Genomic DNA, 24572 nt, shown 5'->3' with positions numbered 1-24572 from the left:
GAATTTTTCGCAGCCTCTGTGTATACAGCACGCAAGGAAAATTTATACCAGTAGCGCTATAACATTTTTAAATTGAATCTACTATATCATGGCTTGTCTATCTACGATTTTATTCGTTTATTCACAAAATATTGTGATTTTTATGGAGCAGTCTAGACAGATTGTTGAAGAAACGACGCAATATATTCGATTAGAAACTATAGCTATCATGTTTGCAACGCTAGTCAAATATATGACAGTCGTTATCGTTAGTTTGAACAAAGATAAGTATATTTACGGCTTGTTAGCGGTGCAAATGACGCTGTCTATATTGTTAGATAGTGTGTTTTTCGGACCTTTTGAGTTTAGTCTGGATATGGGTGTTATCGGTATTGCTTGGACGAATATCATTGTCAATATAGCTATTTTATTAGCCACCTATATTTCTATACGACAACATGGATTGAAGCTTTTATCGGTCAATCAAATGTCATTTACATGGATGAAAGAGTGGTGGACGACAGGTGTATTTTCAGGATTAGAATCGCTAGTCAGAAATATTGCTTTTATAGTCATGATCATAAAAATGATTAATATGGTTGAGGAGCAGGGTAACTATTGGGTAGCTAATAGCTTTATTTGGGGTTGGTTGTTATTACCTGCATTAGCATTGTCCGAGTTGGTAAAAAGAGATGTTGGTGCAAATGTAAATAATATTACCAGAAACACGAAAGGCTATTTTTTACTGGGATTAGCGTTCGTTCTCCTTTGGTGTATTACTATACCGTTTTGGTATAGCTTTCTAGCTAATGTCATGAATGTGCAGGACATAAAAACAGTAATCTATATCGTTGGAATACAGTCAGTATTCTATTTTGTTTTCATATTCAACAATAGTATTTTAGACGCGACTTTATATGGTTTAGGTAAAACGAATTATATGTTCTTTCAGTCACTTTGGGTCAATGTTGGCTACTATGGCACGATGTTTCTTTTATATAAGCTAGGTGTATTTACACCGACGCTGTTAAATATATGCTTGATGTTCGGCTTTGGTATATTGATAGACCTCATTCCAACTGTTATCTTATATAAGAAAGCGTTGCGCGAACAAAATATCAAAGTACTACGATTGTTTTAGCGTTTATTGGTGCGCGGAACGCATCCTACTCAAAAATTTATTTTCCTAATATTACCGATTTCCCACCCCGAAAAATTAATACCATCATCAACCAGTAAGTTATTATCATTAGGCTCGAACGGATTTATTCCCGACATGATAAGGCTATTAATTTTATCTTTTTGTTTGTCCGATAAACTGTTCCACCATACAGGTGAAATAAATGTATTTTCAGCAACTCCAAAAAAGAACCTTATTAGCGCACTAAAAATTTTGTTATCTTCCAAAGCTAGTAGTGAGCTGATAAAACTTAACACTTTGGCAGAGTCTTTTGACCAACTGAAAACTACATACCCTTTACCGTCACTAGAAAACGAATTAAACACTAAGTGATCAGCAACAATATTTAAGTCACCTAAATCTTGGATTAAATTTCCATCAAAGTCATTCATAGGGGCAACAACTGAAGAAACAGCGACAGGCATAGGTGATGTTGAATCAATAATAAGATGGCTTAAATTGCCAACTGATTTTCCTAGGAGCTGATCATCAAGCTCAGATTTAAGCTCCGATAATTCTGAGAGAGCAGCATTGATCCCTTTCTGTTGATCTGCAATAAAATTTTGAATAGATAGTTGATCTGATAAATGCTTACCCTTATCACCATTTTTAGCAAACTCGGAGTTGTTAAGCCCACCTTCTTTAGCATAAAGCTCCTTCGCTACTGAGCGATACATTAGGGCTAAGCACTGCTCGTCATCTCCAACAAACTCTCTATCTTCAATACAAGAAAAAAGAGACTTATCATGTTGTGAACAGAACCCTTTAAAGGTAGAAGCTTGATTAATTCCTATTTTTTCTGGAACTAGCTTTCCTTTATTTTTTATAATATTTGCTAAGTTTATTTTTAATCCTAAAACATGACCGCTTTCATCTGCAATTTCTTTTAGGCTGCTACTTTTTGAGACGGTATGAGCATTGATAATTTTTTTACTGCACTCATGCTTTAAATCAGAAGATACATAACAGCACTTTCGAGAAGCGTTATTTTGACTATGAGTAATAGCTTCGCCTTTATTCACAGGAGACTCATTCTCACGTCCAAGATGACAATGTTTGAATTTCTTTCCTGAACCGCACCAACACTTCTCATTACGTCCTATTTTCATAAATCACTACTCTTTTTAAGCTTGCGGATAAGTCTAGCGCGGGCTGATTTTTCAGCCCAGAATTCAAAGCCTAACAACCAATCACCCAACCGCAACCGAACTCACATTCTGAAAGCCTCTTGGCAACTGACCGCCGCGATTACCACGAGTGCCTGTATAGTTGGCCAAATCATTGGGCTTTAGCGTCACATGACGTTTGCCTGCGGTGATGACTAGGCTGTCTTGCAAGCTGAGTGGCGTGATAGCAAGCACTTCTTCACCGTCTTTTAGTTTAATCAGCTTATTACCTTTACCACGTGCTTGCTCGGGCAAATCATCGAGGGCAAATATCAGTAGATATCCGGCATTGGTCACCACAGCGACATGGTCAGGTGCCACGTTTTCGTTGCTGTTTTCACCATCAGCATGGGTCGCCATTTCTGCTGGCGCGTCGATACGGGCTACTGGCAATAGCTGACTGTCAGCCGCTAGATTGATGATTTTTTTACCGGCTTTTTGATTGCTATCGAGGTTACCAAGCGTGTTGATAAAGCCATAACCGTTAGAGCTGGCGAGGATGATGCGCTGATCGTCGCGACCAGTTATTAGCTGCTCAAAGCTGGCACCTGCTGGCGGCTTGAGTACGCTGGTCAGCGGATCGCCTTGACCACGCGCTGAGGCTAGGCTATGCGCGTCGACACTATAGCTACGCCCTGTGCTATCGAGTACGTAGATTCTCTCGTTGGACTTACCGCGTGCGTGCGCTTGATAGCTGTCTCCTGAGCGATAGCTCATGCCAGCGGCATCGACGTCATGACCTTTCGCAGCGCGAATCCAGCCTGCTTTTGAGAGTATCGCGGTGATAGGCTCGCTTGGTACCAGATCCGACTCTTTTAGCGCCTGCGCTTCTTCGCGCTCTGCTAGTGGTGACATGCGCTCGTTGCCGTGCTCTTTCATATCGGCGTTCAGCTCTTCAATCATCAGATTGGTCAGGCTGTCTGGATTGTCCAAGTACTCTTGAATGGTGGCGCGCTCAGCGTCTAGTGCATCTTGCTCACGGCGCAGCTCAATCTCTTCGAGCCTTGCCAGTTGACGCAAGCGTATGTCCAAGATGGCATTGGCTTGGATATCGGTCAGATCATAACCCTCCATCAATGCTGACTTTGGATCGTCTTCCTCGCGGATGATACGAATGACCTCATCGATATGTAGATAAGCGATCAGCAACCCTGCCAAGATATGTAAACGTTTATCGATTTTATCGAGGCGATACTGCAAGCGCCGCGTGACCACCGAGCGACGACAGATCAGCCACTCTTCAAGGATTTCTTTGAGGTTTTTGACCTGCGGTTTACCGTTTAGGCCAATCATATTCATATTGACGCGATAATTACTCTCAAGGTCAGTACTGGCAAACAGGTGACTCATCACGCGCTCGACATCGACGCGGGTAGAGCGTAGCTCAAGCACGATACGGCAGGCGTTTTCGTGGTCAGACTCGTCATGGATGTCGGTCACCCATGGCAGTTTTTTGTCCAGCATGAGTTTGGCGATTTGTTCTTGCACTTTGTTGCCTGAGATTTGATAGGGCAGCGCATCGATGATGACGAGGTTTTTTTCTTTGGGGTCGATATGGTAGGTCGCGCGCATTTTGTAGCTGCCGCGGCCGCTTTCGTACATCGCCTGCAAGTCTTTTTTGCTGGTGATGATTTCAGCTGGCGTGGGCAAATCAGGCGCAGGTATCGATTGGGTAAGCTGCTTTACCGATAGCTCAGGATTTTTTAGTAAGCGAATGGCGGCGCGTACCACTTCATTTAGGTTGTGCGGCGGGATGTCGGTGGCCATACCGACGGCGATCCCTGTCGTGCCGTTTAACAAGATATTGGGCAGGCGCGCAGGCAGGGTGACAGGCTCTTGTAAGGTACCATCAAAGTTATCTTGCCAATCGACCGTGCCTTGGCCGAGCTCGGCCAGCAAGGTGTTGGCATAGGCAGACATTTTGGCCTCAGTATAGCGCATGGCAGCAAAGGATTTGGGGTCATCAGGGCTGCCCCAGTTGCCTTGACCGGTGATGAGCGGATAGCGATAGCTAAACGGCTGCGCCATGAGTACCATGGCCTCATAACAAGCACTGTCGCCATGCGGGTGGTATTTACCGAGTACATCACCAACGGTACGGGCCGACTTTTTGGCTTTAGCAGAGGATTTTAGGCCAAGCTCACTCATAGCATAGACGATACGGCGCTGGACGGGCTTTAGACCATCGGCGATATTTGGTAGCGCCCGATCCATGATGACGTACATGGCGTAGTTGAGATAAGCCTGCTCGGTGAACTCCGCTACCGAGCGGGTGTCCATCGGCTCATGAGAAGGGGCGGCAGGGGCGGTATGGTCAATAACATCGGACATAAAGTAAGGTTCACTTATCAGTTTTAATAGGTATCGGTAATAGGTATGAATAATGCGCATCAGCGCCAAAATAAGATAGTGCTATCGTAAAGGATATCAGCAAAATTAAAAAGAGATAACTCAGAATAGACGACAAGGTGTGACGCGCCTATTCAGGCAAGCAAGCAGGCAGGCAGGCAGGCAGGCAAGGTAAAATAATACAACTTGCTTCACACGCCATAAAAGCCAGCGTTTTTGCCACGCTTTAGCAATAACCGTATCAGTGAGGGTTGTTTGGTATAAAATCAGAAAATTGTCTAGTAATAAACAGGAAAATGAAAATCTATGAAATGGCGAGTCATTTATTACTTAACTATTTGATAATAATGGTATTAATGAGCGTCAAGTAGCTTTGCGAACGCAAGTAGCAATCTTTTGTATTGAGTAGTCTTTATAAAGTGTGTATGTTAATGAACAAAGGGCTATTTACCACTATAGGGTTTGCTTGTCACCATACAACAAGGTCGATGCACAACAAGGTCGATGCCTGACAGCCATCATCATGGTTTGCCAGCGCTTTGAGACTTTGTGTGTTTGTCACGCTGTGATTTGTATGAATGGACGGTAGCGTACTATTACTAGGAGAGAAAAGATTATGGAAAATCACGGTAACTTGATTCGTCGTAACGACAAAGTATGGGTCAAAACTTACGAAAAACTTGGCATGCAGTACGATATCGATATGCCGCCCGCCGACACCTCGTTGATCGAGATACTTGAGCAAAACTTCATCAATCACGCTGGCAAAACTGCGTTTGTCTGTATGGATGTCAAGCTCTCGTACGAAGAATTAGACCGTTATAGTAAGCAGGTCGCCGCCTATCTACAGTCCCTTGGCCTAAAAAAAGGCGATAAAGTCGCGGTAATGATGCCAAACATCCTGCAGCTGCCCGTTGCTGTCTTGGGCGTGCTGCGGGCAGGTCTGACGCTGGTCAACGTCAACCCACTTTATACCAGCAAAGAGCTTGCCCATCAACTAGAAGATTCTGATGCCAAGGTATTGATTTTATTAGAAAACTTTGCCAAAACCTATGAAGATATCGGCAAGGAGATGGTCGATCATGTGGTGGTGACATCGATGGGCGACTTGATGAGCCCGCTGAAAGGCTTCATCGTCAATACGGTGGTGCGCCATGTCAAAAAAATGGTGCCAGCCTATCATATCAATGGTAGCGTCAAGTTCAAAAAAGCGCTTAATCGCTTTTCGGCGGCCAGCTATCAGCGCCCCAATGACATCGGTTTGGATGATGTCGCGGTACTACAGTATACCGGTGGCACCACAGGCGTGGCCAAAGGCGCGATGCTCACGCATGGCAATTTGGTTGCCAACTTGATTCAGTGTGACACGTACTTAGGCGAGGCTTTTGATAAGTTTGAAAAAATGAATGAGCAGCCAGTGATTATGACGGCACTACCGCTATATCATATTTTCTCATTTACCGTTTGTGGTATGTACGGCCTCTATCGCGGCTGTATTGGACTATTGGTACCCAACCCACGCGATGGCGCAAGCTTAATCAAAGCCTACAAAGATTATCCACCTGCGTTTTTCCCAGCGGTAAATACCTTGTTTAATGCGCTTGCCAATAGTGAGGTGTTCAAAGCGCTCGATCATAGCAAGCTTGAGATGTCGATGGGCGGCGGTATGGCTGTGCTAAAGGATACAGCGGCAAAATGGCAGCAAATCACGGGCAATATCATTGTACAAGGCTATGGTCTATCAGAGACCTCGCCCGTTGCCTCAGCAAACCCACAAGGGACAGGCGAGTTCTCAGGCAACATCGGTCTGCCAATGCCAGCCACGGATATGGCCATCTTGGATGAGGCGGGTAATGAGGTTGAGATTGGTGAGCGCGGAGAGATTAGTGTGCGCGGGCCGCAGGTGATGAAAGGTTACTGGAAACGCGATGATGCCACGAGCAAGGTGATGACGGCGGATGGTTATTTCCGTACCGGTGACATCGGTGTGATGGATGAAGAAGGCTACTTTAAGATTGTCGATCGCAAAAAAGACATGATCTTGGTGTCAGGCTTCAACGTTTATCCAAACGAAGTAGAAGACGTCATGTCAGGCCATCCAAAAATCTTAGAGTGCGGTGTCATCGGTATCGATGATGAAAAAAGCGGCGAGGTGCCAAAGATTTATGTGGTACGTAGTGATGACAGCTTGACAGAAGAAGAAGTCATCGCGTATGGCAAAGAGAATTTAACGGGTTATAAGCGTCCGCGTTATGTGGAGTTTATCGACGAGCTACCAAAGTCAAACGTGGGTAAAATCTTACGCAAAGACTTGCGAGAGCTTGAAGAAAAAAACCACGGTTAGGCTCTTGCTTAAGCCGAGCTGATCAGCTATTCATGACTCACTAGGGCTATGATTTTATAGTCTGAGTGGGTTTTGCTCGAGATGTCATCGTACACAAAAATGATAAGGCCGCTGGTTGCTGCTTTATCATTTTTTGTCTTTTCTGCTATTTTTGTCTGTACAACATCATCGCCATAGATAGAGAATTTTGCATAAAACTGCTATAGTGCCCACCGACCTATTTTTGTATATATCTGTTGGTTTGGCTTGAGCGGTTTGGCAAAACCATCTTAATGACAGTAAGGTATACCTTAGCGTATGGCTAAGGCATGGTGCCACTTATCGATGACGTGGTATGGCTTTGTGACTTGCAAAGCTTATGAATGATAAACCCAATGGTGTTGCCTTGTTTTTTTATTCATAAGCTTTTGTAGCCACAGATTTGCTGCGATAGATAAGGGTGCTTTATTGGGGCATGTCTTTCATTGAATCGATGCACTGCTTTTAATCGATGTATTGCTTTTAATCAATGCATCACTAAAGGGCGAGAAATGATGACGCGCTTTTGATTATTTTATGTTTTTAACGGCAACATTTAGGGAAAATTATGACCGACAGTATCAATAAAGAGACGACAAAGGATCAAGCTGCCACGGGCCATACTGCTAGGCAGGCATATCAAGACAACGCCTTTCCCGATATGCCGACGATAGACAGCGACAGTCCGTGGTTGAGTGCTTATGAGCGTTATGGCATCGCAGCAACTATCGATATGCCAGAGGACAATACCTCTTTACTTGATGTGTTTGAGCGTAATTTTAGGCGTTATGGGCAAAAGCCTGCCTATATCTGCATGGGTGCTTCTGTTAGCTTTAAGCAATTGGATTTGTACAGTCGCCAAATCGCCAGCTACTTGCAGTCACTAGGACTGGTCAAGGGTGATAAGGTTGGAGTGATGATGCCCAATATCTTGCAGTATCCTGTCGTGGCCTTGGGTATCATTCGCGCAGGGATGGTGCTGGTCAATGTCAATCCCCTCTATACCAGCCGCGAGCTATCGCATCAGCTGCATGATAGCGGTGCCAAAGCGCTGTTTATCGTCGAAAACTTTGCTAAGACTTATCAAGATGCCGAAGACAAAGGTCAGGTCGAGCATGTGATCTTGTGCAAAATCGGCGATATGCTGGGCACGGTCAAAGGCGCGGTGGTCAATCTTGTGGCTCGCCATGTCAAAAAAATGATTCCAGCCTATAGCTTGCCAGACAGTGTGAGCTTTAAACAGGCGCTAAACGCTGTATCAGCCAGCAAGTACCAGCGTCCAGATATGAACCTCAGCGATGTGGCGCTGCTCCAGTATACCGGCGGCACCACAGGCGTGGCCAAGGGTGCCATGCTCTCTCACGGCAACCTAGTCGCCAATATGCTACAGATTAGTGCCTTGATGAATAGTGCCTTTGATGATGATGTCGATGCCAATGATGTCATCTTGACAGCATTACCGCTGTATCATGTTTTCTCCTTTATGGTCTGCGGTATGTACAGCATGTATCAAGGCTATGCAGGGCTGCTGATTCCAAACCCACGCGATTTGGATGGTTTGATTAAAGAGATGGGCAAATACAAGCCCTCGTTTATCCCAGCGGTCAATACCTTGTTTAATGGTTTGGTACACAAAGAAAGCTTTGCCGACTTGGACTTTTCTAATCTAAAAGCCTCTATCGGCGGCGGGATGTCGGTGTTGCCAAGCGTGGCAAAAGAGTGGCATAAAATCACAGGATTGCCTATCGTTGAAGGCTATGGTCTGTCTGAGACCTCGCCCGTGGTGGCCTTTAACCCAATGACCATCTCTGAGTTTACTGGCAAGATTGGTATTCCAGCTTCGAGCACTGATGTGATACTCATCGATGAGGACGAAAACGAAGTGGCATTAGGCGATCGCGGCGAGATTTGCGTCAAAGGCCCACAGGTGATGATCGGCTATCAAAACCGTCCAAAAGAAACCGCCGAGACCTTTACCAGCAATGGATACCTAAAAACAGGCGACATCGGTATCATGGACGAAAAAGGCTTTATCAAAATCGTTGATCGCAAAAAAGACATGATTTTGGTGTCAGGGTTTAATGTCTATCCAAATGAAATCGAAGAAGCCATGAGCGAGCATCCAGCCGTGGTGGAGTGCGGCGCTATTGGTGTGCCAAATGAGCAGCGCGGCGAAGAGCCTAAGCTGTTTGTGGTCAAAAAAGGCGAGGTCACCGAGCAAGAGCTGCTTGATTTTGGTAAAAAACAACTGACAGGCTATAAGCGTCCGCGTCATATACAGTTTGTCGATGAATTACCAAAGTCAAACGTCGGTAAGATTTTGCGTAAAGAATTGCGTAAGATGGAAGGTCTAGAATAACACCAGCGTCTTTTTTGCAGCGGCGTAATGGCTGGAGTGAATCTTGCTATTGCGCCGCTGCCACGTTAGGATATCGTCATACGGGCATCGGCTTAGACATTGACTGGCTGAGAGTTTGTGGTTCATGCCGCTTTGCGCGTGCAACCTTTTATTGACAACACTTATTTTACAACACTGCTTTAAAACAAGTACTAGGAATTTTTATGCGTATTGACAATCGTGAGCTTGACCAACTTCGCTCGATCAGCTTTGAGCGCCATTATACCAAGCATGCTGAAGGCTCAGTGTTAGTCAGCTTTGGCGATACCAAAGTCCTGTGTACCGCTAGTGTTGAGTCTGGTGTACCGCGCTGGCTAAAGGGTAAGGGTAAAGGGTGGATCACGGCCGAATACGGTATGTTGCCACGCGCGACCAACACCCGTAACCAACGCGAAGCGGCGCGCGGTAAGCAGTCAGGTCGTACGCAAGAGATTCAGCGTCTCATCGGTCGTAGCTTGCGTGCTATGATTGATCTTAGCAAGCTTGGTGAAAACACCATTTATCTTGATTGTGATGTACTCCAAGCTGATGGTGGTACGCGTACCGCCAGTATCACAGGAGCGGCCATCGCGCTTATCGATGCGTTAGAGAGCCTACAAAAAACCAAAAAGCTCAAAGCCGATCCATTGATTGGCCTAGTGGCGGCGGTCTCTGTGGGTATGAAAGATGGCAAAGCGTACTTGGACCTCAACTACGAAGAAGACGCTAGCTGTGATACCGATCTAAACGTCGTCATGACCCAAAAAGGCGAGTTTATTGAGCTACAAGGCACTGCCGAAGAAAAACCGTTTACTCGTGCCCAAGCAGACGATATGCTAGCGCTGGCCGAAAAAGGCATTGCAGAGCTCATTACCATGCAGCAGACGGCGCTGGGCTGGTAATCGACGTTTTTTTTGGTCTTATCGTCCTCTAACAACGCATTAATTTTGCAGTAAATACTCGGCAATAGGTAACGATACATGCTCAAGCTGAACGATGACGGCGCCAAAATCATCTTACAAAATCAAGCGCCAGCGGCTGACAATGGTATGTTTTGGTTTGGTACCGCCTTGCTCGTGGGTGCCGTGGCAGTCGCGATGGCCATGAGTTTGTTGCCTGAGCGCCTTGCTATTGGCGCGCTGGCTTTGCTCATCGTTGGTAGTTTTATTTTTAATAAAAAACGCCAGCAGCAAAAACAAGCTTTGAGCAAAAATATCAGTAGCGGTGTGCTGTGGGTGCGTAGTGGTGAGCTGGTGCATGACCATCAAGGCAAGCGTCAACACATTACCCTGATCACTAGTGATAATGTCACACTGATGGGTGAGCAGCTACAGATTACGGATGTCGATGGTAGCTGTAAGTGTCAGATCAGCGGCTTTGAGAGTGTACAAGAGGCCAAAGCCGCCCAAGCGATATTACAAGGCCAGACATTTGGCAAACGCCATGTCAATATTAAGATGAATGACAACCCGCCTCCCTTTTAGTTTTTCTATCTACCTTTTTTAGGCCTGACTTCCTTTCTCTAAGCGGTGCTATAGTCAGCTCGAAATAAAATCGATATGCTCATACCAGTTACACGGTATTGTGTTTATAGTGACTGAACTATAGTGCTTGCAGATTTATGCCCAAATGGTTTATAAGTAAGACTGAAAACTGGTATTTTGCTTTTTTATTGTCAATGGTACCTTTGACAAGGAGTCAGTCATGTCGCGTTTGTCATTGTCTATGTCACTGTCTGTATCGTCCCCGATTACAGCGTCATGTAGCGTGTTATTGCTACTTGTAGGTGGCATGACACCCTCTCATGCCGATAGTATGAGTGCGCTTATCGCGCAAAAATCAGCTGAGTCAGATCTGAGCGCCCGTTATACCCCATCATATTCAGCCGTCCCTTCTGCTAAGATCAGTACACGCTCTCGTATTCAGCGCGCCGATAGCTATCGCGCTGACACGGCAGTTACTGCACCAGTGAGGCGCACAGCATATCGCTATCCTGAGCGCGCCTATCAAGCGCCATCTGTGCTGCCAGCGTTTTTGTCTGGTAGCTATGACAATGTCGATAGTGAATATTTACCGATACTGAGTAGCGCAGAGCGCCAAAGCAGTATGGCAGCGCGTGAAGTCATTAGTACAGCGCGTAAAATGGCGCTCAATGAGCGTACAATCATTCAAGGCGGCTGCTGGGATTATTTAGATGCGGTGTTTAAGCGAGCAGGGGTGACGCGCGATACGGTGCACAAAGGCACATACCGCCAAGGGCCTTATGCTCATAGCAGTCAAATAGAAGCAGGTGACTGGCTGTATTATATCAATCACGGCTACAATGGCGTCGAGCATAGCGGCTTGTTTGTCGGCTGGGTCGATGAGCGTGCCAAGCAAGCACTGATTCTCAGCTATGCAGGCGAAAACCGCCGAGAGCCTGCGCGTTACCGCGTGTATGATTTGAGCAATGTCTATCAAATCATGCGCCCAAGTGTTTAAGCGTGATAAATAGGTTCAGGATAAAAACACTACAGCGAGACGAAGATGAGTTTTGCACAGCAACCTTACATGCTTTACAAAAAACGCCCGTTATCTAAAGAGATGACGGGCGTTTTGGTTTGATCAATCTAGCTCGTGTCGCTGTCTTTAAAACGGTTTGACTACCACCAAAATCACGATAAATATCAAGGCAAAAACAGGTATCTCATTAAACCAGCGCCAAAACTTATGGGTTTTGTAATGTGGGTTGTCGATCAGCTTTTTGCGATAAAAACCGCAAGCACCGTGATAGGCTGAGAGCAGTACCACCAGCAGTAGCTTGGCATGTAGCCAGCCTTGGGTTTTGTACACCTCCCAGCCCAGTCCTAACATCCATAAGCCAAAAACCCATGTCGCTATCATTGATGGCGTCATGATGCCGCGATACAGCTTGCGCTCCATGATAGCAAAACGCTCGTGGCTGATGCTGTCCTCACTCATCGCATGATAGACGAACAAGCGCGGTAAATAAAATATCGCAGCAAACCAGCAAACCATAGAAATAATATGCGCCGCTTTGATCCAATTAAAATAATCTGCCATTATCCTCTCTCTTACTGTTTGGTCGCGTAGGCTCCATCATGTCGGCAAGCTTAGCACATATTGCTCATTAGTAGCGCAACTACCAACATGACTACCAACGCAGCTATCAATCAATGGCATACAAAGGGCTACTGCGCCAACACGACCTGTGATTGATGACCACTCATCGCATCCAGCACAGGTACCTGCTTTGGCGCACGAGGGGCGGCAAACTGAGCAGTGAGGCCGAGCTCACGCATCAGCCTATTGTCACTCGATTGACTGGCGTTACCTGTGGTCAATAGCTTGTCACCATAAAAAAACGAGTTGGCACCTGCCATAAAGGCCAAAGCTTGCTCGGCATCAGAGAGGCTCTCGCGGCCAGCAGATAAGCGCACGTAGCTGGTCGGACAACAGATACGCGTCACCGCAATGGTACGTATCCACTCCAGCACAGAGAGCTGGCCTTCTGCTAAGACTTTATCACCGATCGGTGTGCCTTGAATGGGCACCAATAGATTGACTGGAATAGATTCAGGCGCTTTGGGCATTTTTAGCAGCTCATGTACCCAGTCGATACGGTCATCACGGCTCTCGCCCATCCCCAAGATATTGCCGCTACAGACATTGATACCAGAGTTACGAACATGAGCGAGAGTGTCTAGGCGCTCATCATAACTGCGGGTGCTGACCACTTGCTCGTAGTAGCGCCGCGAGGTATCTAGGTTGTGATTGTAATAATCAAGCCCTGCATCAGCCAGCTGCGCGGCCTGCTGGTCATCTAGCATACCTAGGGTCATGCAGGTCTCAAGCCCCAATGCTTTGACTTCTTTGATCAGCTCGACCACATACGGCATGTCTTTGGCGCTTGGGTGTTTCCAAGCTGCACCCATACAAAAGCGCGACGAACCCGTGGCTTTGGCGCGCCTAGCGGCGGCGATGACCTTATCGACTTCGATACGTTTTTCTGCCTGCAGTTTGGTGGTGTCGCGGTGGTGGCCTGATTGTGAGCAGTAGCCACAGTCTTCAGGGCAGTTGCCAGTTTTGATAGACAATAAGGTGCTAATCTGTACTTCGTTGGCTGTAAAATGCCGACGATGCACAGTCTGTGCTTGCATCAGCAAGTCCATCAATGGCAAATCAAACAACCGCGCGATATCATCACGGCTATAGCTGCTATGAGAGGTAGGCTGCGCCGTCGCTTCGGTCTTTATATCGGTCAAAAAGTCAGGCTCCAAACCGTTGTTTTTTGTGTTTTGCTGGCTGCTGGGCTCTGAGATATTAAGCAATCCTGCCATAAGGTAAATCCTTTTATAATATGATGAAGAGGGTAGGTTATGATTTTATATGATAAAAAAGGCTACGATATAGTATACCGCAACCTTTTTAGAAAGTCAGAATGCTACCAAAGCGTACCGGCAATCGATACCATCAAAACACCAATGACAACGACTTGATAAGTCTAGCCTTTATAGAATAATAAAGGAATATAGAGCTATAGAGTTATAAAGGACACTTTAGCAAATAGGTGATTACTTACCCAGTTTGTGCTTGGCAACGCCGATCCAATGATTGGCAAACTGCTGCGCTTTATAAGCGTAAGGCTTGGCCTTTTGGATATAAGGTTTGTATTCTTCTGGGATGGTGGGCACGATGTGCTTGGCAAGTTTATTGAACCACATCATCAAGCTGTAGTCACCCTCGATACTTAAGTTGCCTTCTTGTACCGCCGTCATAAAGCTTGGTAAATCGCCTTTGGTTAGCAGCTTTACGCCCGTCATCGAGTCTTTGAAAGTAATGGTCAAATCGGCTTCTGTTGCATGGCCACTTTGCTGACTAAACTGACCATTGTCAAAGCGATAATAACGTGTAATACCAGACTCAGTGCTGGCAAGCTCGATGGTCACATCACGATCCGCAAGCAGCTTTTGTACGTCTTCATTATCACTATCGGCCAGCATAGAGAGGCGATAGCCAATCACTGCCAGCAATACATCTAACGGGTCAGACTTGATATCTAATACAGGTAGCGTAAACATCATAAAACTCCTAAAGAATAAGACAAAAAATATAGCGTACTTTATATGAATTTTTTCGGCAAATATATAGTTAGAGTATAAACCATCAAATACCATCCATTCTTTAGTAGTTAAGTAGAGAGCGTTTAGTATCTTGTAACATTAGCCATCATCAATGAAAACGCGGCTGATAATCGTCGTCATACACTGGCGTATGCTCGATATAGCGCGCGGCTTGCAACTCGCGCTGCTGCTGTACTGACTGACTGACATCATCGTAGCGTATGGCTCGATACAGCACCCAGCCTGCCAGCGGCAACCAGCTGATACCCATGGCGATGACATAGCTGTGCCACTCTGATAGCGCTAGCAGAGCTGGGCGACTGATCAATAAGCTTTGGACGGCCTCGACTGCTAGCCAATAGGCCATACCGCCAAACAGATACCATAGCAGCCAGCGCTGTGATGAAAACGCCAACGCCAGCACCAAACCTGCCAGTAGCCCATACGCAAACAGTGCCGTACCACTCAAGCTATCTATACCGATAAAGGAAAAAACAGTCATTAACATCATTCATCTCGCTATTGATAAGGTGAATTTCTTATAACAATGTGACTATTATGAAAGCTTGCTGAGTAAAGCTAAAGAGGGTAGAGGCGACTTTGCGACAACCGTTGACGTTTGGTTTTTTAAAATGCTAGGCACCAATTACAAAGCCGATAAGCGGCCTTAAGCGTGACGATTACCCCACCACGAGAGCAAGGATACCAATACAGCGCCAAGCAGCATTAGCCCTATCGTAGTTGCCCACTGCGCGCCTGCCGGATACTGCCATGGCATGACGTTATAAATGGCGTCGCTGTCGATCGTCCCCAACGCATCGACCTTCCACGGCCATACTTTGACCAAGGAGCCGGCGATAAAGCCGGTCAGTAGAGCGAGCGTGGCTTGGTAATAGTGCGCTAGTAACCATTTGAGCGCCCGCGTGAATAACAACAGCCCTGTTGCCATACCAGCGATTACGGTCAAAAGAATGCTAAGGTTCATGGTATCGACCGCTTCTAACACAGCGTCATAAGCACCCAATAACAGCAAAATAAAAGACCCTGATACCCCAGGCAATATCATCGCACAAATAGCCACTGCCCCTGCAAAAAACAAATAAGGCAAGCTTGGCGTGGTGGTCATGATTGGTAGGCTGCTAATCACCACAGCACTGATAATCCCTACCAAAAACAGTAGCATGCGGCCGATATTCCAGCGTTTAATCTCTGTCAGTAATAAAAATACCGTGGCGACGACCAGACCAAAAAAGAACGACCAAATCAGTAGTGGTTGATGGTCTAAGAGATGCTTGATCATACCTGCTAACGTGGCAAAACTACTGGCAATACCCAGCAACAAAAACAACAAAAACGTGGCATCGACTTGTCGCCAGACCGCAAGCAAACCTCGTAAACCGCCCTCTGCGCGAAACACCTGCCACAAGCTGGGGCCAATACTGCCAAGCGCATTGATCAGGCGCTCATAGATGCCGGCAATCAAAGCAATGGTGCCGCCAGAGACACCAGGGACAATATCAGCGGCGCCCATCGCCATGCCCTTGATATAAGTGGCTGCTAGCGATTTTGGCTGGTTATCCGCTGCTGACGACTCGCTTGGCCGCGGTGATTGAGGTGCCGTCATGGGTACATCCTTTATACAAAAATACGTGATGGGGTAAAATATCGAGTGAAACAAAGCTAATAGTGCAACAAAGCTAATAAAGAAAAAATGCAACGAGATAAACATAAAAGCTAGGTCGATGACAAGGTATCAACCTAGCTTTTTTGAGCGTATAGCTACTCTACTTTAGAACAGGCACAGCACGACTGGTGTTTATGCTTCTTACGTGCTGTGCCTACGCCGATAGATGCTGCACAAAATAAATACCAGTAGCACGTGGCACCCAGTAGTACATAGTATCTTGCCAGCCAGTATTATAGAGGACTGGCTATAGTGTGTTTTGCCGTTACTTGGTCGAGGCGAGCGCTGGATAACCCAAAGCATAAAGCGCGCCCTCAAGTCCTGTGACATTGATGGCAGCGTCGGCACGCGCTTGAACGATGGGTTTGGCGTGGTAAGCGACGCCCAAATCAGCAATGGCCATCATCGGTAAGTCATTAGCACCGTCACCGACACAGACTACTTGTGACATATCAATACCTAAGCGCTCGGCAGTCTGCTCGGCGATGGCGGCTTTTTTGGCACCATTGACGATAGGCAGCTGCACATGACCGGTCACTTCACCTTCATCGATATCTAAGGCGTTGGCGTGTACTTCATCGATATCTAACTGCTCGGCGATATAGTTGGCAAAATAGGTAAAGCCCCCTGATACCAGTACCGTATGATAGCCCAGTGCTTTGAGCGCACTGATCGTGGTGCGCGCGCCTGTCGATAAGGTCAAACGGCGGCAGATATCATCGAGGACATCGGTTGAGATGCCTTTGAGTAGCGCCACGCGCTGGGCAAAAGACTCATCAAAATCGATCTCTCCGCGCATTGCCGCCTCGGTGATGGCTTCGACTTTTTCGCCGATGCCAGCGGTTTTGGCCAGCTCGACGATGACTTCTTGTTCGATCAACGTCGAGTCCATATCAAAGCAGGCAAGCTTGTGCGTGCGCAGCATATGACCGATGGACAGGATATGACAATCGACCACATCTAGCTGCTCGCCGCTGTCTGTACGGCTTGTATTGTTATAGGCTTTGGCCAAGTCGTGACGTAAGCGGGTGGTGAGCTGATCGTCGATGATGTGGGCGGCTGCCGTCTTTTTGGCAGGGTGCATCAAGGTGTCGGTCACAGGCACCAACAAATAGCGATAGACCTGCACGGGGGTAAATGGCAAGCGCTGCGCATCACCTGCTGTAGGCTCGGTATCAGACACCGTGATATTGACAAAGCTGGCATCGGCGTCTTCTGCTACGGTGACCAAATGCCAGTTGGGCTGCTCATCGACCCAAGACTGTACATACTGATGAATGTCCAGCGCTGATACGTGAGTTGGCAGGACGACGATAAGGGCAAAAACAGGAAGGGACTGCAATGCGTCAAAATCTTGCAAATTCGTATTGTTGGGTAGTAGCGATGCAACAGAATCCACGGCTTGTTGCCATGCTTTGCTGTCTTTTGGTAACGAATAAGAGGTATTTTTTGGCATGACTCAATTGTCCCTTGTATGCTCATATAAGATTAGGAATAATAACAGTTTTACAGGTCAGCGCCTATAGATGGCGCGCAAAGTATTATGGTCTGCAAAAAACGGCTGCGTTGCCCACATAAATTTCTAAAACTGCTAACGCTATAAGGCTTATTATGGTGCTATAGTAGCTATGATAAGCGCGCCCGCTTGGTCTGTATGATAAGAGCGATAGCGATATGTAAGCACAGCTGTGTGTAAGTATGATAGCAAGCACAATAGACAAGACCGACGATTTTTTAAAATTAGCCAAAAAATGAGCGACAGTCTCGTTTTTTAATTTCATTTATCCAAAAAAGTTTACCATATCATGACGTATTTAGCGCCGCGGCAAGGGTTGTTTGCCATTATTCTTCTGGTTAGTTTTTGTTTGCAGACACTGCTATTGGTCATCAGTACTGATCAGCAGTTGAGCAAAAGTCGTGCGTTAAAAGGCGAACAGATGGTCGCACAACTGATAGATGAAGCGAGGCTGTCGCTAGAAAACAAAGACCGTGTCAGCCTCAGTGTCATCGCCAATCGCTACACCAGTGAGCAGGACGTGACGCGTATTTTGATCAAAGACAACAACGATGATATCTTGGTACCAGTGGGCAACGCACCGATGCAGCAGGGCGATACTATCCGTCAAATCGCTACCAAAGGCGATGCGGTCATCGGTAGTGTGGCGCTGACGCTAAAAGATATCAGCAAGGGCGAGATTATCGCCATGCAGTGGCCGTTTGTCATTGGCATGCTGCTCCTGCATCTATTGCTATGGCTGATTTATGGTTATCTTGCGCGCCCGACCAAAGAGCAAATCAACGCTATCAGCCGTGATATCTCAGAGCTACATCGCGAGCAGTTTAGACAGCTCGATCAGCGAGGCTCTGAGCGCGATTATGATCGTAGCAGCTATGAGGACGACCGCCGCGCCGCAGACGTTGAGGTGACACAGAGCACAGTTGACAATACAACCACCGCCGATGCCAGCGCTGCGGTACGTACGCTAAACATTCATGGCGCAGTCAATAGCTATATAAGAGAGCACCAAGGCGCAACGTCTGCAGATGCTGATACTCGGACTGATACCGAGCATGATTCGGATATAAGTGCGGGTATAAAGGACGATGTTGATGCGACATCTAAAGCAGAGTCAGCCCATCATACAGAGAATAAGCCATCAGAAACAAGCCATAACCAAAACATAGGCAAAGTGGCTCATGGCAGCGCGCACCTATCAGCCACGCGTACATTTGATAGTGTCAGGGTACAAATCGTCTTTCATGATGAGTTTAATATGCTTGAGCGTCTAGCGCCCGCCCAGCGCCTACCATATCTGGCACTATGCACACAGCTGCTCAACCAAGCGACGACCGAGCTACTAAAACAGCCGCTACTGCTCGGTGTCAGCGTGATAAATGAGCCAAGTTTTGATGATAAAGGAGCCAGTGTGCTGCTCAAAGCCGACAACAGCCATGCCAAAGTGGCGCTGGCAGGCGTGATGCTGGGCAAGCTGTATTTGATGCTAAACAAAATCATCCATGATAAGCATATCGAGCTGTCGCGTTTTGCGTTACCTGCCAAAGCAGGCGTCAGTGATGATGCACAAAGTGAAGCTATGATGCATCTGCTGCATGGTATCGGCAAAAAAGAGCAAATGCTGATCTTATTGCCCAATGCAGGTCTCAAACAAATCAGCCACCATGTACAGGTACAGAGCATCATGCGCCCAACGACCGTCTATGAGCGTGAGTGTGCGATATTTGATGGGGGCAATGACGCGATGATTCAGCGGTTGGCGGATGTGCGTAATGCGGTATTGATGGTCGACAATCAAGAGGCTTCTTATTCATAAGTGCTCATCAAGAGCGCTGTCTTGTACCGATGTAGTCTGTACAATTGCCTACAATACCGCTTGGCAAAGAGGTTTGGCTGGGACTGGGAAATATGCCATATTGACAAAAAGGATTGACAACTCTCAACAGAGACTTTATAAGGCATATATATATTGATGTATTTTTTATACCTTTGCTAAAACTGATAGGAGTTTGTCATGAGTGATGCTGATATTGACGACGATTTTGATGATGACTTTGTCGATGATGATGACGCAAAGATAGTAGAAGAGGCTGAGACAAGTGTGCGCACACGCTTAAGTAGCCTCGAAAAGCGTCGATTGATCGATAACCTGCTCGAAGAAAAGCGTTTGGCAAGAGAGCTAAAAGACGATCTCGATGATCTCGACGATTTCGATGAAGACGACGATGATTGGGACGACGACGATATCTGAGCGGCTACGTCATAGTGCCGGCATTTTTTCTGCCAGCAGCATTCGTCTGTCGCTCTAGCGCCGTATGTTTGTCAACTAAAGCCTTTTAATGACCGCTCTACAGCAGCGCTTCATCTTTCTATCGAGATTTGGCGTTGCCTGCTTTTATTTTTTATCATGACGGTTTGGATACGTAACTTTTAACAGTCGCTTTCTTGTCCCTTCCATCATCATGCCTATCTTCGATCGTTTTGCGATTGACACCCCTCATTTAAGGACTTTTACTCATGAGTGATCCATTAAGCTTTGACGAACTACTAGACTACTTAGACACCCAAGAAAACCCCTACGTCCTCGATAGTGTCGCCGCCCATGGTTTTTTGACCGCCACCGTTATCGGTCGCCCGCTGCCTAATTGGTTGGATGCGTTTTTTGAAGGTCATGTGAGCGAGATTCCAGAAAACGTCGTCGATGGTATCAAACGCTGGCGTGCCGCTATCATGGCTGAGCTAAAAAACGAGACACCCATCGAGCTGCCTTTCAACGAAGACGCTGGTGATGAGGAAGTGGCGGTAGATTTCTCCGATGAGTCAGACATCGTCGCTTGGTCGATTGGTTTTGTCGATGCGATGTATGGCGAGGAAGCCAGTGATTGGTTTGAAGATGAAGAAACCAGCGAGGATGTGGCGGTATTGACGCTACCGATGATTGTGCTCAGTGGTATCGATGATGAAGATCCTGAGCTGGCCGCCATGCGCCGTGATGAAGACAAGCTGGCACAGATGGCCAATAGTATCGAAGGCAATCTGACCGAGCTGTTTTTGTTGTTTCATACCAACGACTGATACCGTACCTAGATCGTCCCACGCGTCAGTTCTTTTAAGTAGCAACTGTTTTAACAAACAGCTGCCGCTGTTATTTTGTATGCATAAGGTAATATCATGGCTTTGCAACTCTCCAATCTTGAGCATCTACCAGGGTATCAGATCACTGAGCGTTTGGATGTGGTCTATGGCAGTACGGTACGCTCAAAACACGTCGGCAAAGACTTGTTTGCTGGGCTAAAAAACATCGTCGGTGGCGAGCTGACTGCCTATACCGAGCTGTTAGAAGAGTCGCGCCAAGAGGCAATCGATCGTATGGTGGTCAAGGCCGAAGCACTGGGCGCAGATGCGGTGGTGGGCTTGCGCTTTTCGACCTCCAGTATCGCTCAAGGGGCTTCCGAGCTGTTTGTCTATGGTACGGCGGTCAAGGCCGTACCGATGCCGGATCCAGCGTCTCAGCCGCCCCATCGTCACGATGATTCATCACGCCCACCGCAAGCCGCGACCACCCAGCCAAGCGCAGTGCCAGCTGATGACTTACCACGTTTCAACCCTTTTGGTTAACCACCTAAAAAGCCTATCCGCTTTTTTATAAGAAGAGACGTGTCATGAACCAGTCATTCACCCAAATGCTTATCAACTATGCGCCGCTCCTTGTATTGTTTGTGGTGGGGTGGTTTTTTGGCACCCGTCATGAGCGTCAGCATCTAGCGCAGCTACGCCAAGCCGAGCAAACGCTGGGTCATATCGTGGTCTCAAGCGAGCGTTTTTATCGTCCCAAACTGGCGGCGGACACGCAAGGTGAGCTGGTGCTCGGCAGCGTCGTGATCGCGCAGGATTATTTTAAAATGATCGTCGCGCGGGTGCTGAGCATCTTTGGCAAAAACCTAACCACTTATGAGACGCTGTTGGATCGCGCGCGCCGCGAGGCCATCGTACGTATGCGCACTCAAGCACATGCCAAAGGCTACAATCACATCTATGGTTTGCGCCTTGAGGTGACCAATGTCAACCAGCTCGGTAGCATGGTGGAGGCCATTGCTTATGGCACAGCGGTACACAGTATCGATGACACGCCCTAATTGTCTTGCTATTACACTTTATTTGCCTTCCTGATTTTCCTTCCTAGTTTGCTCTCCTTGCTTAGACCGTCACATCTGACTGATGAGTCGTTGAATAAAACAGATAAAGCTGCTTTTACAACGATATACTTTGTTATACCGCTCCAAGAGGGAGCGTATAGACACGATGGCATGGAATGCTGTCATACACCGGCCCACGCAGGGTCTTATATCTGGTCAAAAAACAATACACAGGTGCTGACGCTTTGAAGTGAAAGTGGCTGCTGTTGCGGGTTTTGGGCGGGTAGTATCTACAAGGATGTGGTTATGGAAGGTCTGGAAATTGTCACCTTAGTCAACTCAGTTATCATCCCCATTTGTTTGTTTTTGATTATGATGGGTATGGGTCTCACTCTCGTCGCCAATGATTTTAAACGCGTTTTAACATATCCCAAGGCAGTTGGTATCGGCTTGACCAATCAGCTGTTGTTATTACCGCTCATCGGCTTTGCATTGGCCAATATCATGCCTCTAGAGCCTGAATACGCCGTCGGCGTCATGCTGCTGGTGCTGTGCCCAGGAGGCACCACTTCCAATTTATTTACCTATCTGGCCAAAGGCGATGTGGCGTTGTCAGTGACGATGACAGCGATTGCCAGTGTCATCACAGTCTTTAGCATTCCTGTGGTGCTGAGCTTTTCGCTGATTTATTTTATGGGTGCTGGTAGTGCGTTTGAGTTACCTGTCCTAAAAACCGTGCTGACTTTGGTGGTGTTGACCATCGTGCCTATCAGCCTCGGTATGCTGATCAAACGCTATGCGCCGCGTATCGCTGATAACTCTCAGGTCTATGTGTCGAGATTTGGGGTGATATTTTTGACGTTTTTGGTGGTGTTTTTAAGCTATGTCCAGCGTGATATCCTCGTCGAGGCGCTACTCGCGACAGGCCCGGTATCGTTGCTTCTCAACCTCTCGACCATGGCGCTTGGCTACTATAGCAGTAAGTGGTTCGGCCTAAATTTGGCGCAAAGAACGTCGGTAACCTTAGAAGTCGGCCTACAAAACAGCACGTTATCTATCTTTATGGCATTGACCCTATTGGCCAATTATAAAATGTCGATGACGCCTGCGATTTATACCCTCATCATGTTTTTGACTGCTGGTATCTTGGTCAGAGTGTTTGGCGCCAAATATCGTCAAGTAAAGCGCTCAGAGGTGGAGATGAGCGTTTTAGCTGCTCGCCGCTTATAACTGGCTACTCAAAGCGATCCGAGTCGCCCTGTGTCGCCTTGTATTGGTTTTATAGGGTGTTGACCAGCGCTAAGGCCACGCGCATCGATATTTATAAGTAATCTATTTTAAAATAGGTACAGCGCTACGGGTGTTTAGCTTTCTTTGCGCGCTGTGCCGATGTTGCTCGATGCTGCTTGATACTGCGCAAAATACATACCAGTGGCATATGACATAAAGTGTGCCAATGTTATATCAGACTGACTATATTTTGTCGTCGGTCTGCTCTTTGATACGCTCCACTTCAAATAAAAAAGCGCGGTTTTTTAGTATCGCGACAAAGACCACGCCGCCCACCGTATTGCCAGCCAGCACCACTATCAAAAACAGCAAATAGCGCCACAGACTGACGGTATTGCCATATAGCAGGGCGGAGAAAATCTCGATGTTGCCGACGATGCTATGATGTAGTCCCAAAAAACCAATACTACCGGTGATTAGCGTTACCAAGACGATACGGCTAATGGTATCGCGCGCTGAGGTCACAAGCCATGCCGCGATGCCCATCATCCAGCCTGCCAGTACGGCACTGCCAAAGATGACCCACCATCTAAACCCCAAAATATGCTCAGCATAAGCATCGATATCACTGGCGCCAAACAGCTGCATATTCAGGCCAAGGCCAATCATCAAGGTGGCAAACAGGCAGCCGCCGACGATATTGCCTGCGATAACAATGCCCCATAGCCTTAGCAGCTTGTGCAAGGGTTCGATTTTGTTTAAGACAGGCAGGCTTAGGAGGGAGGTCTGCTCGGTAAATAATAGCGACTGGCCGATGACAACGATGATAAAGCCCACCGGATACAGCAAGGAGGCGAGGACGATGGCATACTCGCTAGGTATGACGGCGTTCAGTAGCGTAAAGGCTGATAAAATCATAAAAAAGCTGATGCCAATCTCAAACCCTGCGGTAAAGGCACTGGTAAATAATGAGCCCAAAGAGCGCTCAAAGGTTTCTTTGGCATGTATCACTTGCTCGACTAAGATACTGGCATAGCTTTTTGCTTGGCTTAGATTGTCATCGCCTGCGACTTTTTTGATGGTTTCTTTGTCTTTATCGCTGATTTCTTTGGGTAGGTCTTCATCCTTTAGGGTCTTAGTTGCTTGTACCTCGCTGTGGTCTGGCGGGTAGTGGTCTGCGGCAGCGTCATTGGCTGGCGTATCGTCAGGGCGCGCGATATCCTCTGCGGTAGACTTATTGCGTGATGGCTCGGCTTGGTAGGTGTTGTTATGCTCGGTATCTTTGGGCACAGTAAACTCGCTGGTTATGGGACAATGATGGGGCGCTACCGACTGGCAGAAGGTCTCGGCCAATATATGGACAGACGTTATATGTTATAGCATGACTATAACGTATTATATTTGCCAGAGGGGGATTGCTGTTCGTTAATTGTTTAATGGATGCGCTTCAAAGCCGAAAAGCCGATAAAT

Annotated in this window: 21 protein-coding genes; 12 read left to right on the top strand and 9 right to left on the bottom strand. The window is 47.0% G+C overall.

Going from position 1 to position 24572, the window contains the following annotated elements:
• The first annotated feature begins 88 nt into the window (after positions 1–88).
• Positions 89–1120 (top strand): MATE family Na+-driven efflux transporter, encoded by a 1032-nt coding sequence (locus C6W44_RS03030; protein ID WP_413772312.1) that lies wholly within the window; start codon positions 89–91, stop codon positions 1118–1120.
• Positions 1121–1149: 29 nt separating this feature from the next.
• Here C6W44_RS03030 and C6W44_RS03025 read toward each other — a convergent pair whose 3' ends face one another.
• Both C6W44_RS03025 and parC read right to left on the bottom strand, forming a co-directional pair.
• The gene (locus C6W44_RS03025; protein ID WP_105244171.1) at positions 1150–2268 is read right to left on the bottom strand and encodes a YecA family protein; all 1119 of its coding nucleotides are present in this window, start codon (positions 2266–2268) and stop codon (positions 1150–1152) included.
• Between the two features lie 81 nt (positions 2269–2349).
• The gene (gene parC / locus C6W44_RS03020) at positions 2350–4656 is read right to left on the bottom strand and encodes a DNA topoisomerase IV subunit A (protein WP_105244170.1); all 2307 of its coding nucleotides are present in this window, start codon (positions 4654–4656) and stop codon (positions 2350–2352) included.
• 634 nt (positions 4657–5290) lie between these two features.
• On the opposite strand from parC, the gene C6W44_RS03015 reads away from it, so the two are divergent.
• The 5 genes from C6W44_RS03015 to C6W44_RS02995 all read left to right on the top strand — a co-directional run bounded on the left by C6W44_RS03015 (position 5291) and on the right by C6W44_RS02995 (position 11894).
• Positions 5291–7018, top strand: coding sequence for an AMP-binding protein (locus C6W44_RS03015; protein ID WP_105244169.1), 1728 nt, complete (start codon positions 5291–5293; stop codon positions 7016–7018).
• A 586-nt stretch (positions 7019–7604) separates the two neighbouring features.
• The gene (locus tag C6W44_RS03010) at positions 7605–9395 is read left to right on the top strand and encodes an AMP-binding protein (RefSeq protein WP_105244168.1); all 1791 of its coding nucleotides are present in this window, start codon (positions 7605–7607) and stop codon (positions 9393–9395) included.
• A gap of 203 nt (positions 9396–9598) precedes the next feature.
• Positions 9599–10315, top strand: coding sequence for a ribonuclease PH (gene rph / locus C6W44_RS03005; RefSeq protein ID WP_100750069.1), 717 nt, complete (start codon positions 9599–9601; stop codon positions 10313–10315).
• A gap of 78 nt (positions 10316–10393) precedes the next feature.
• The gene (locus tag C6W44_RS03000; protein ID WP_105244167.1) at positions 10394–10897 is read left to right on the top strand and encodes a hypothetical protein; all 504 of its coding nucleotides are present in this window, start codon (positions 10394–10396) and stop codon (positions 10895–10897) included.
• A gap of 220 nt (positions 10898–11117) precedes the next feature.
• Positions 11118–11894: a hypothetical protein gene (locus C6W44_RS02995; RefSeq protein ID WP_105244166.1), complete on the top strand. Its 777-nt coding sequence runs from the start codon at positions 11118–11120 to the stop codon at positions 11892–11894.
• A 147-nt stretch (positions 11895–12041) separates the two neighbouring features.
• Here C6W44_RS02995 and hemJ read toward each other — a convergent pair whose 3' ends face one another.
• The 6 genes from hemJ to serB all read right to left on the bottom strand — a co-directional run bounded on the left by hemJ (position 12042) and on the right by serB (position 17676).
• A complete protein-coding gene (hemJ, locus tag C6W44_RS02990) occupies positions 12042–12476 on the bottom strand; it encodes a protoporphyrinogen oxidase HemJ (RefSeq protein ID WP_075100347.1) in 435 nt (144 codons plus the stop codon).
• A 128-nt stretch (positions 12477–12604) separates the two neighbouring features.
• Entirely contained in the window at positions 12605–13753 is a 1149-nt protein-coding gene (gene bioB, locus C6W44_RS02985; RefSeq protein ID WP_105244165.1) for a biotin synthase BioB, read from the bottom strand.
• Positions 13754–13987: 234 nt separating this feature from the next.
• The gene (locus tag C6W44_RS02980) at positions 13988–14497 is read right to left on the bottom strand and encodes an SCP2 sterol-binding domain-containing protein (RefSeq protein ID WP_227526340.1); all 510 of its coding nucleotides are present in this window, start codon (positions 14495–14497) and stop codon (positions 13988–13990) included.
• A gap of 148 nt (positions 14498–14645) precedes the next feature.
• Positions 14646–15038, bottom strand: a complete 393-nt coding sequence (gene aciT, locus C6W44_RS02975) for an AciT family ciprofloxacin tolerance protein (RefSeq protein WP_226941226.1) — start codon at positions 15036–15038, stop codon at positions 14646–14648.
• A 165-nt stretch (positions 15039–15203) separates the two neighbouring features.
• On the bottom strand, positions 15204–16160 hold the full coding sequence (locus tag C6W44_RS02970) for a DUF368 domain-containing protein (RefSeq protein WP_105244163.1): 957 nt from the start codon (positions 16158–16160) through the stop codon (positions 15204–15206).
• A 325-nt stretch (positions 16161–16485) separates the two neighbouring features.
• Positions 16486–17676, bottom strand: coding sequence for a phosphoserine phosphatase SerB (gene serB, locus C6W44_RS02965; protein WP_105244162.1), 1191 nt, complete (start codon positions 17674–17676; stop codon positions 16486–16488).
• A gap of 349 nt (positions 17677–18025) precedes the next feature.
• On the opposite strand from serB, the gene C6W44_RS02960 reads away from it, so the two are divergent.
• The 6 genes from C6W44_RS02960 (at position 18026) to C6W44_RS02935 (ending at position 23102) form a co-directional block, all read left to right on the top strand.
• A complete protein-coding gene (locus C6W44_RS02960) occupies positions 18026–19552 on the top strand; it encodes a hypothetical protein (RefSeq protein WP_105244161.1) in 1527 nt (508 codons plus the stop codon).
• A 198-nt stretch (positions 19553–19750) separates the two neighbouring features.
• Positions 19751–19987 (top strand): hypothetical protein, encoded by a 237-nt coding sequence (locus C6W44_RS02955; protein WP_105244160.1) that lies wholly within the window; start codon positions 19751–19753, stop codon positions 19985–19987.
• Positions 19988–20253: 266 nt separating this feature from the next.
• A complete protein-coding gene (locus C6W44_RS02950; RefSeq protein WP_075100354.1) occupies positions 20254–20811 on the top strand; it encodes a YecA family protein in 558 nt (185 codons plus the stop codon).
• Positions 20812–20907: 96 nt separating this feature from the next.
• A complete protein-coding gene (locus tag C6W44_RS02945) occupies positions 20908–21354 on the top strand; it encodes a YbjQ family protein (protein WP_105244159.1) in 447 nt (148 codons plus the stop codon).
• A gap of 44 nt (positions 21355–21398) precedes the next feature.
• Positions 21399–21872, top strand: a complete 474-nt coding sequence (locus C6W44_RS02940) for a YbjQ family protein (protein ID WP_105244158.1) — start codon at positions 21399–21401, stop codon at positions 21870–21872.
• Between the two features lie 306 nt (positions 21873–22178).
• Positions 22179–23102: a bile acid:sodium symporter family protein gene (locus C6W44_RS02935; protein WP_105244157.1), complete on the top strand. Its 924-nt coding sequence runs from the start codon at positions 22179–22181 to the stop codon at positions 23100–23102.
• 243 nt (positions 23103–23345) lie between these two features.
• Here C6W44_RS02935 and C6W44_RS02930 read toward each other — a convergent pair whose 3' ends face one another.
• Complete coding sequence (locus C6W44_RS02930) at positions 23346–24392, bottom strand: formate/nitrite transporter family protein (protein WP_105244156.1); 1047 nt, start codon at positions 24390–24392, stop codon at positions 23346–23348.
• Between the last annotated feature and the right edge of the window lie 180 nt (positions 24393–24572).

Source organism: Psychrobacter sp. Marseille-P5312 (assembly GCF_900291405.1).
GTDB classification, from domain to species: Bacteria; Pseudomonadota; Gammaproteobacteria; order Pseudomonadales; family Moraxellaceae; genus Psychrobacter; species Psychrobacter celer.
The sequence above is the reverse complement of the archived record's forward strand: the minus strand, read 5'-3'. Positions and strand labels throughout refer to the sequence as shown.